Genomic DNA, 6,211 nt, shown 5'->3' on the forward strand with positions numbered 1-6,211 from the left:
GTTAATCTCCTTACTTAAAATTTAAAATCATTTTCGAAAATATTACCTACTACTTCTGAAATTGTATTTGTAAACCACAAGTCTTCTTCTACTAATCCTCTATAGCCCAAATAATACTCACCCATAACGTTTTTTCTTATTTCCGAATATTTATTATGACATTTTACTATATCCCCCTCATAGATGTTATTACCATTCTTATCTTTAAATCCTGTATTTTCCATGAATATAACTTCTTCAAAATTAAACAAATATAAAAATCCATGTTTATCATGAAATCCTACTGTTTTGTTATCAAAATTTAAACATTCAACATCGTACACTTTTTTTCTATCTTTAACATATATTTTAGGTGGTAACATTATTATTTCTCCTTATCCCAAGGGAATTTATCCAGTGTCGCCAATATATCTTCCCCTTCAACTTCTTCTAAAAATTCCTCAATAGTTTCTACTTCTGAATTTTCATACAGCATATATAAATTTGAACATAATGTTTCTTTATCTAATTTTATACACTTCATACCAATAACTTCTATAGGTTTACCTTTAATTATTATCATTCTTTTATTCCTCCAACAAATAACTATCTTTATAAACATTACCAGCTATTACATAATTATCACTATTCACTAATGGCTCGTAATAGTCTTCAAGTTTCCAATTAATATAAAATTCTTCTTCATCGTCACATTCAACTATTCCATAGTCCCAACTTTCATGATTGAAACTACCCTCATCAGTCAATATATCACCCTCGTAAATTTCATCACCGTTACTATCATATTCACCTGTTGATTTCATTAATTTGTAGCACTTACTTCTTTTCGGTGCTGCTATTCCAGTGTGATATGATATAACGCCAGTATCGAAATGTACTTTATCAACATTTACCATCATAAATTTATTAGTTAACCACGCTCTATATTTCATTTTATTTAACCCCTCTTATTCTGATAATTTTTCAATCTATCCTCTAAATTTTGATTAGCGTCATCTAACTGCTTATTTTGATAAACTAACCAATCTATTCTTTTATTCAACATGATGTTCTCATTCGCTACTTTTTGTAAATTTTTACCCGTGTGATAGCCCCCGGCATACATTCCAATGACGAATGTAAATGCCATAATTACTAGCATAATTAATATTTTATTTATTTTATCTAGTGTCATAATGATATCCTCTCTTTAACTTTTTGTTCTTGTTTAATTTTATTTGCAATTCTTATTACCATCTAATTTTTCATCAATAATATTAATGGCGAATTTTATTAATTCTTCCCAATTATATACAAATCTTTCACCTCTATATTTTATAACAGGAGCGGAATTCGTCGTTAAAAGTAATTCAAATTTCTTTCGTTCATCCTCCCCTTTTCCAATATACTTAGTAATTAGTAATTTATTTTTTTCTAAAATTGTTCCTAACATCTCTTATCCTCCTACTTTTATTCTTTTTTCATGTTGACGAAAACTATTTTTTCTCCCAAAATACCATTACACATATATACACTTTGAAAGTTGGGACTGTTTTTAACCTGTTCTCCATTATGAAAATTCATTCTCCCTTGTGGGACTAATATTTCAAAGTTATTATTTTTGAATAGTTCAAATCTTTTTTTACTATCGAAAATTCCATTAGAATTCATTATTAATGCAAAAGGTATTTTCAATTTATATAATCTTTCAAAAATTGCATCTCTTTTGCTAAAAGGTGGGTTACTCACGACAACCTCACATCCTTCAGGAATTTTCTCATAATCAAAGAAATCTTGTCCAGTTTCTATATGCCCGTGAGTTACTTCAAAATTTTCTTTTTTAAGAATTTTAACAAACTCACTATCTTTTTTATCAAAGGGGCACCATATTTTTTTGAAGCCTTTTTCTTTTAAAAAAGGCAATATTAATTCCACGCTGTATGGCAACGTGTACCACTCATCTGCTTTTGATTGTTTTATTTGTTGACTAAAACTCATCTTCTTACCCCCTACTCCATTCATCACTGCTGCTAATCTTCTATAAATGGATTTACTTTGTTATAATCATCAAAATAACCAATGTCACCAAAATTTGAGTATATAGGTTGATTGAAATCGCCTTGTTGTCTCTTGCTTTCTAAAAAATTAATGCGATCTGCTATTACTTCTGTGACATATATAATTTCCCCATTTTTATTTTTATAATTTCTTGTTGCTATTCTTCCCACTATACCTATCAAGCTACCTTTATTTAAAAATCTTGACATATTTTCCGCTTGTTTTCCGTATGCTGTACAGTTGATAAAATCTGCTTGTTGTTCTCCTTGTTCATTTTTATAATTTCTGTTCACAGCCAATGTAAAGTTTACTGCGGTCTTGTTTGTAGTTGTCTGTTTTAATTCTATATCTCTAGTTAATCTTCCTGTCAAAACTACATTATTAATCATTATTAATTTCTCCTTTTATTTCTTAAATGATTGACTGATTGATTGAGTAGTTTATTAAATATTTAGTAACATATCTTATAAAGTGTTACTTCTTTTAAATATGTTTCAAATTCTCTATTATCAATATCCCACGTATGTTGTCATTTTAGTCATGTAATATTTTCCTTTTTCGTTACATATTTAGATTTATCTTAAAAATGAGGTTATAACCCACCCCATTTTTTTACAGCTTTACTCATCTCATCTCGTTCAATTCCTATATATCTTAATGTGATACTAGGATCATGGTGATTAAATAATTTCATAAGTGTTACTACATCCCTACTCTCTTTATAGAAATGATAACCAAATGTTTTCCTAAAGCTGTGAGTACCAATATTCTTTATTCCACACTCCTTAGCACCAGCCTTCAGTATCCTATATGCCTGTGTCCTTGTGATAGGTCTGTTAGAATTCTTATAGCGTGTTGATTTGAATAAATATTCCTCATCTTCTTTATCTGAACAATACTCGTCTAAAACACGCTTTAATTTGGGTAATATAACCATTTCTCTTAGCTTACCAGTCTTCATTTCACGTCTTCTTACTTTATCACGCCCTCTTACATCTCCTACTTTCAAACCTAATAAATCGCTTATTCTAAAGGCAACATTTATTCCCATGTAAAAAAGTAAGTAATCTCGATCGTTGCGGTTTTTAAAATAATAATTCATTGCATCTAATTCTTCTTGTGTTCGCAACGGTTCCACAAATTCCATCTAATTTCCTCCAAATTTGAAATTCATCAATCGTCTTTACACTCTTTTCCTTTGTTTAATTCACGTAGCATTTCGTTATAGGCTTCTTCATCTTTTACGGTGGGAGTAGTCCTTTTTTTAAGTGCAATATCTCCAATCCCCTCTATTTGTTGTTGTAGATAGTCTGGTATGGGAGAATAATGTTTCCCTTGCTCCCCTTTAAAAGTTGACTGGCTACTTTCATATTGGTCTTCTGCATTATAAAGAACTGCTAACATATAATTTCTGTGGTTAGTTGGATATGAAACTCCTTTTAGCCTCTCTAAAATGTATGCAATATGTTTCTCTCTTAATTTAATAAATTTTTCTTGTGCATTCCCTGCGGTGGTTTGAATTTTACCAATATTGACTTTAGTATCAGGATGCATGAGACAAATATCAACTACATATTTAATCCACTTGTCTAACTCTTTTTTTATATTCATGCTGACTCGGGTATACCCAAAGCTGTCTCTAAAGTATTGAGTATTATACCTACGACTTACCTTTTTAGTATTATCGTTCGTCCGTTCCTCATTCACTCTTGAGACTTCACCTCCATCTTTATTATTATTTATATTAGACTGAGATGAATCATATATATTCTCTTTATATAATCTCTTTTTATTCTCTTGTATTGGTTCGCTCATTTTGAGCAAATCAGAATTGTTCATTTTGAGCATTTGCATTTGTTCATTTTGAGCATTTGCATTTGTCAAAATTGACAAATGGTTTTTTTCTTCTTTTGCTTTAGATTTTTTTAAATATAACTTTTTTAACATTTCTTTATTTACTCTGTACCACTTTGTTCTATCTGAACCAAACTTATTATACTCTCCTGTAATCAAATATCCCTTAGTTATCAAATCTTCAAACGTCCGTCTTACTGTAGATAAAGATAAATAATCAAACTCTTCTTCGTGCCAATTCTTTATAGATCTATATGTCCAATAATAACCGTCCTTATATACCTCCTTATTCTGCTTTTTTCTATTAATCTCTATCCAATAATGTACCTGTTGTAAAACTGTTGCTTGTCTATCACCTATCTCTCTGGCAAGCACCCTATCAAACACTATTGGTTGTTCGTCGAAGAGTAACATAACCTATCTCCTCTCTTGCTTTTTTAAAAAATATGTAATATAATTAAACTACATCATGAGTGTCTTATTTAGACGCTCTTTTCCTTTTTTTACTTAATCTTCTTTCAACATTATTAAGACAAATAGTGGATTTTTTAGTATTTACTTGTGTTATTTTCTCCAACAAACTTTTATTCTTATGCACATTCCCAATAATCTCTAAATCATCATTAACAAGACCCAAAACATTAGGAATATACTCTTTAAAATCAACCTCAAAACACCCTTCCTTAAATCTAACTATTCCCATATCCTTATCAGAATTTTTAACAATATCACCGCTAAAAATCTCATTCCCCTTTCTATCAACAAGGCTACTTCCTAGCATTAAAACAACATCATTCTTCTTAACATTAAGCGACTGAATATAACTATTCTCATATCTTCTACTAAGAATAATATAATCACCATTCCAGCCGATAACATTATATATTTTATTATCAACAAACGCTTTTAAATTAGGAATATTCATAACACATCACCACCCATTGTTCATTTCTTTTTTATACTTTATTAATCTTCACCATAAATCAACTTTCCTAATGCATCTATGGTATTTTTAATATCATTAGATACTTGTATAGGAATATTTTCGCTATTAACTCTTACAACTTTGATATTTTTATCCCTAACAAGTTCTTTCTCCTGCTCTCCTAGTAAACTATTAACCACTACACTTGCAGAAGCTTTCTTACCTTCCAACTCATTAAGCCAAAATTCACAATATCTGACTATTTTCTTAATATCTTCTGTAGGTTTATCGTGTTTCTTGTTTGCTCTTATTCCATATTTCAAGATATTGGCTTGACACACACTACCAAAATCAGTAACTATACTTTGAATTAGATCTATTGTTTCAAACTCTCCATTTTTTGTTAATATTCTATAGTGATCCGGGTTAATATTATCTCTCATTACTTGCTTTTTCCTCCTAAATATGTTATTTTTAACTTATAATATGTTATTTATACAGTCCTTTCTCAGAGGGCTGTTTTTAATAATTCTCTTTCTGTCTTTGGATATTTATTTTTGATTTTCGCTCGTACGCTTCAAATAGATCTTCAAGCGAATAATATAACATTGCTATATCTAAAATTAACTCAATTGCCATTTCGCTTTCTTGAACAAATACTGTATTTATTACTCTTTTAGCGAACAAATAACCTTTGCTTATCTCATTTAACATTCCTTTTTGATGAGAATTATTCTCCATTCTTTTTGTGATAAAAATACATCTCATTAGGCTTAAATTTCGCTTATCATCATTTAACAACGATAAAGCAAATGCTAAGCAATCGGCTAATTCCTCTAATTGTACTTCTTTAGATTTTCCTCTATTCTTTTTCCAATCTTTGAATAATTCAAGCGTGTTATACCATTCGTGAAACTCTTCGTGTAAAGCTGTGGTTATATTTTCCCTTTTCCATATTTCAACATGGGCATCAACTTCGCATTGTAACGATTGAAGTTCGATTAATTTATCGTGTAATTCATAAGTATTCATTATTCAACGTCACTCTCCGGGAAAAAATTATCAATTCTTTTATCAAAGATATACGCCCATGCCATTGCAGTGAATAGAGATACTGCTAAAATAGTCCCCCATTCTATATTGCTTGCCATCAATGCGAACGCGCTAGTCGTTGTAATTGACAAATATACAGCGTTGTTAGTTCCTCTGTGTAGTTTCATCTTTTGTCTCCTTTTGTAATTGCTCTATCAATTCCGGTCTGTTATTAAATAATTTTGTAAAAAATTTATTCAAGTTATCAATCGCTAATTTCGATAAATCAGAATTCTTTACAGTTACCACAATCATTTTAATCATCTCCTTTCGTATTTTCTATGCTATAATTACCTCAAAGGA

14 protein-coding genes are annotated in these 6,211 nt (G+C 29.9%); all 14 read right to left on the minus strand.

What is annotated here, in order from left to right; all coding sequences use genetic code 11:
* Nucleotides 1-14: 14 nt before the first annotated feature.
* The 14 genes from HMPREF1983_RS06905 to HMPREF1983_RS07830 all read right to left on the minus strand — a co-directional run bounded on the left by HMPREF1983_RS06905 (nt 15) and on the right by HMPREF1983_RS07830 (nt 6,163).
* Nucleotides 15-362, minus strand: a complete 348-nt coding sequence (locus tag HMPREF1983_RS06905) for a YopX family protein (protein WP_021753597.1) — start codon at nt 360-362, stop codon at nt 15-17.
* A 2-nt stretch (nt 363-364) separates the two neighbouring features.
* Nucleotides 365-562, minus strand: a complete 198-nt coding sequence (locus tag HMPREF1983_RS06910) for a hypothetical protein (RefSeq protein ID WP_040461269.1) — start codon at nt 560-562, stop codon at nt 365-367.
* 4 nt (nt 563-566) lie between these two features.
* Nucleotides 567-932 carry a YopX family protein gene (locus HMPREF1983_RS06915; RefSeq protein WP_021753599.1) on the minus strand — a complete coding sequence of 122 codons (366 nt, stop codon included), beginning with the start codon at nt 930-932 and terminating at the stop codon, nt 567-569.
* A 5-nt stretch (nt 933-937) separates the two neighbouring features.
* Nucleotides 938-1,174, minus strand: a complete 237-nt coding sequence (locus HMPREF1983_RS06920; protein ID WP_021753600.1) for a hypothetical protein — start codon at nt 1,172-1,174, stop codon at nt 938-940.
* 39 nt (nt 1,175-1,213) lie between these two features.
* Entirely contained in the window at nt 1,214-1,432 is a 219-nt protein-coding gene (locus tag HMPREF1983_RS06925; RefSeq protein ID WP_021753601.1) for a hypothetical protein, read from the minus strand.
* A 17-nt stretch (nt 1,433-1,449) separates the two neighbouring features.
* Nucleotides 1,450-1,977 (minus strand): hypothetical protein, encoded by a 528-nt coding sequence (locus HMPREF1983_RS06930; protein ID WP_040461272.1) that lies wholly within the window; start codon nt 1,975-1,977, stop codon nt 1,450-1,452.
* A 32-nt stretch (nt 1,978-2,009) separates the two neighbouring features.
* On the minus strand, nt 2,010-2,426 hold the full coding sequence (ssb, locus tag HMPREF1983_RS06935) for a single-stranded DNA-binding protein (RefSeq protein WP_021753603.1): 417 nt from the start codon (nt 2,424-2,426) through the stop codon (nt 2,010-2,012).
* A gap of 203 nt (nt 2,427-2,629) precedes the next feature.
* Nucleotides 2,630-3,184 (minus strand): site-specific integrase, encoded by a 555-nt coding sequence (locus HMPREF1983_RS06940; protein ID WP_021753604.1) that lies wholly within the window; start codon nt 3,182-3,184, stop codon nt 2,630-2,632.
* Nucleotides 3,185-3,210: 26 nt separating this feature from the next.
* The gene (locus HMPREF1983_RS07600) at nt 3,211-4,305 is read right to left on the minus strand and encodes a hypothetical protein (protein WP_021753605.1); all 1,095 of its coding nucleotides are present in this window, start codon (nt 4,303-4,305) and stop codon (nt 3,211-3,213) included.
* 64 nt (nt 4,306-4,369) lie between these two features.
* A complete protein-coding gene (locus HMPREF1983_RS06950; protein ID WP_021753606.1) occupies nt 4,370-4,816 on the minus strand; it encodes a YopX family protein in 447 nt (148 codons plus the stop codon).
* Between the two features lie 41 nt (nt 4,817-4,857).
* Nucleotides 4,858-5,259, minus strand: a complete 402-nt coding sequence (locus tag HMPREF1983_RS06955; protein WP_021753607.1) for a DUF3310 domain-containing protein — start codon at nt 5,257-5,259, stop codon at nt 4,858-4,860.
* Nucleotides 5,260-5,338: 79 nt separating this feature from the next.
* Nucleotides 5,339-5,848, minus strand: a complete 510-nt coding sequence (locus HMPREF1983_RS06960; RefSeq protein ID WP_021753608.1) for a dUTP diphosphatase — start codon at nt 5,846-5,848, stop codon at nt 5,339-5,341.
* On the minus strand, nt 5,848-6,036 hold the full coding sequence (locus HMPREF1983_RS06965; RefSeq protein ID WP_040461274.1) for a hypothetical protein: 189 nt from the start codon (nt 6,034-6,036) through the stop codon (nt 5,848-5,850). Before HMPREF1983_RS06965 ends, HMPREF1983_RS06960 begins: the two co-directional genes overlap by 1 nt.
* On the minus strand, nt 6,014-6,163 hold the full coding sequence (locus tag HMPREF1983_RS07830; RefSeq protein WP_162790164.1) for a hypothetical protein: 150 nt from the start codon (nt 6,161-6,163) through the stop codon (nt 6,014-6,016). The genes HMPREF1983_RS06965 and HMPREF1983_RS07830 overlap by 23 nt, the downstream gene beginning before the upstream one ends.
* Nucleotides 6,164-6,211 lie beyond the last annotated feature (48 nt).

This window comes from Gemella bergeri ATCC 700627 (assembly GCF_000469465.1).
GTDB classification, from domain to species: domain Bacteria; phylum Bacillota; class Bacilli; order Staphylococcales; family Gemellaceae; genus Gemella; species Gemella bergeri.

Excerpts from the sequence above, each read along its gene's own strand:
- HMPREF1983_RS07830 (WP_162790164.1), bottom strand. The coding sequence starts at position 6,163 with ATGATTGTGGTAACTGTAAAGAATTCTGATTTATCGAAATTAGCGATT.
- HMPREF1983_RS06910 (WP_040461269.1), bottom strand. The coding sequence starts at position 562 with ATGATAATAATTAAAGGTAAACCTATAGAAGTTATTGGTATGAAGTGT.
- HMPREF1983_RS06920 (WP_021753600.1), bottom strand. The coding sequence starts at position 1,174 with ATGACACTAGATAAAATAAATAAAATATTAATTATGCTAGTAATTATG.
- HMPREF1983_RS07600 (WP_021753605.1), bottom strand. The coding sequence starts at position 4,305 with ATGTTACTCTTCGACGAACAACCAATAGTGTTTGATAGGGTGCTTGCC.
- HMPREF1983_RS06905 (WP_021753597.1), bottom strand. The coding sequence starts at position 362 with ATGTTACCACCTAAAATATATGTTAAAGATAGAAAAAAAGTGTACGAT.
- HMPREF1983_RS06915 (WP_021753599.1), bottom strand. The coding sequence starts at position 932 with ATGAAATATAGAGCGTGGTTAACTAATAAATTTATGATGGTAAATGTT.
- HMPREF1983_RS06925 (WP_021753601.1), bottom strand. The coding sequence starts at position 1,432 with ATGTTAGGAACAATTTTAGAAAAAAATAAATTACTAATTACTAAGTAT.
- ssb (WP_021753603.1), bottom strand. The coding sequence starts at position 2,426 with ATGATTAATAATGTAGTTTTGACAGGAAGATTAACTAGAGATATAGAA.
- HMPREF1983_RS06950 (WP_021753606.1), bottom strand. The coding sequence starts at position 4,816 with ATGAATATTCCTAATTTAAAAGCGTTTGTTGATAATAAAATATATAAT.
- HMPREF1983_RS06940 (WP_021753604.1), bottom strand. The coding sequence starts at position 3,184 with ATGGAATTTGTGGAACCGTTGCGAACACAAGAAGAATTAGATGCAATG.
- HMPREF1983_RS06930 (WP_040461272.1), bottom strand. The coding sequence starts at position 1,977 with ATGAGTTTTAGTCAACAAATAAAACAATCAAAAGCAGATGAGTGGTAC.
- HMPREF1983_RS06960 (WP_021753608.1), bottom strand. The coding sequence starts at position 5,848 with ATGAATACTTATGAATTACACGATAAATTAATCGAACTTCAATCGTTA.
- HMPREF1983_RS06965 (WP_040461274.1), bottom strand. The coding sequence starts at position 6,036 with ATGAAACTACACAGAGGAACTAACAACGCTGTATATTTGTCAATTACA.
- HMPREF1983_RS06955 (WP_021753607.1), bottom strand. The coding sequence starts at position 5,259 with ATGAGAGATAATATTAACCCGGATCACTATAGAATATTAACAAAAAAT.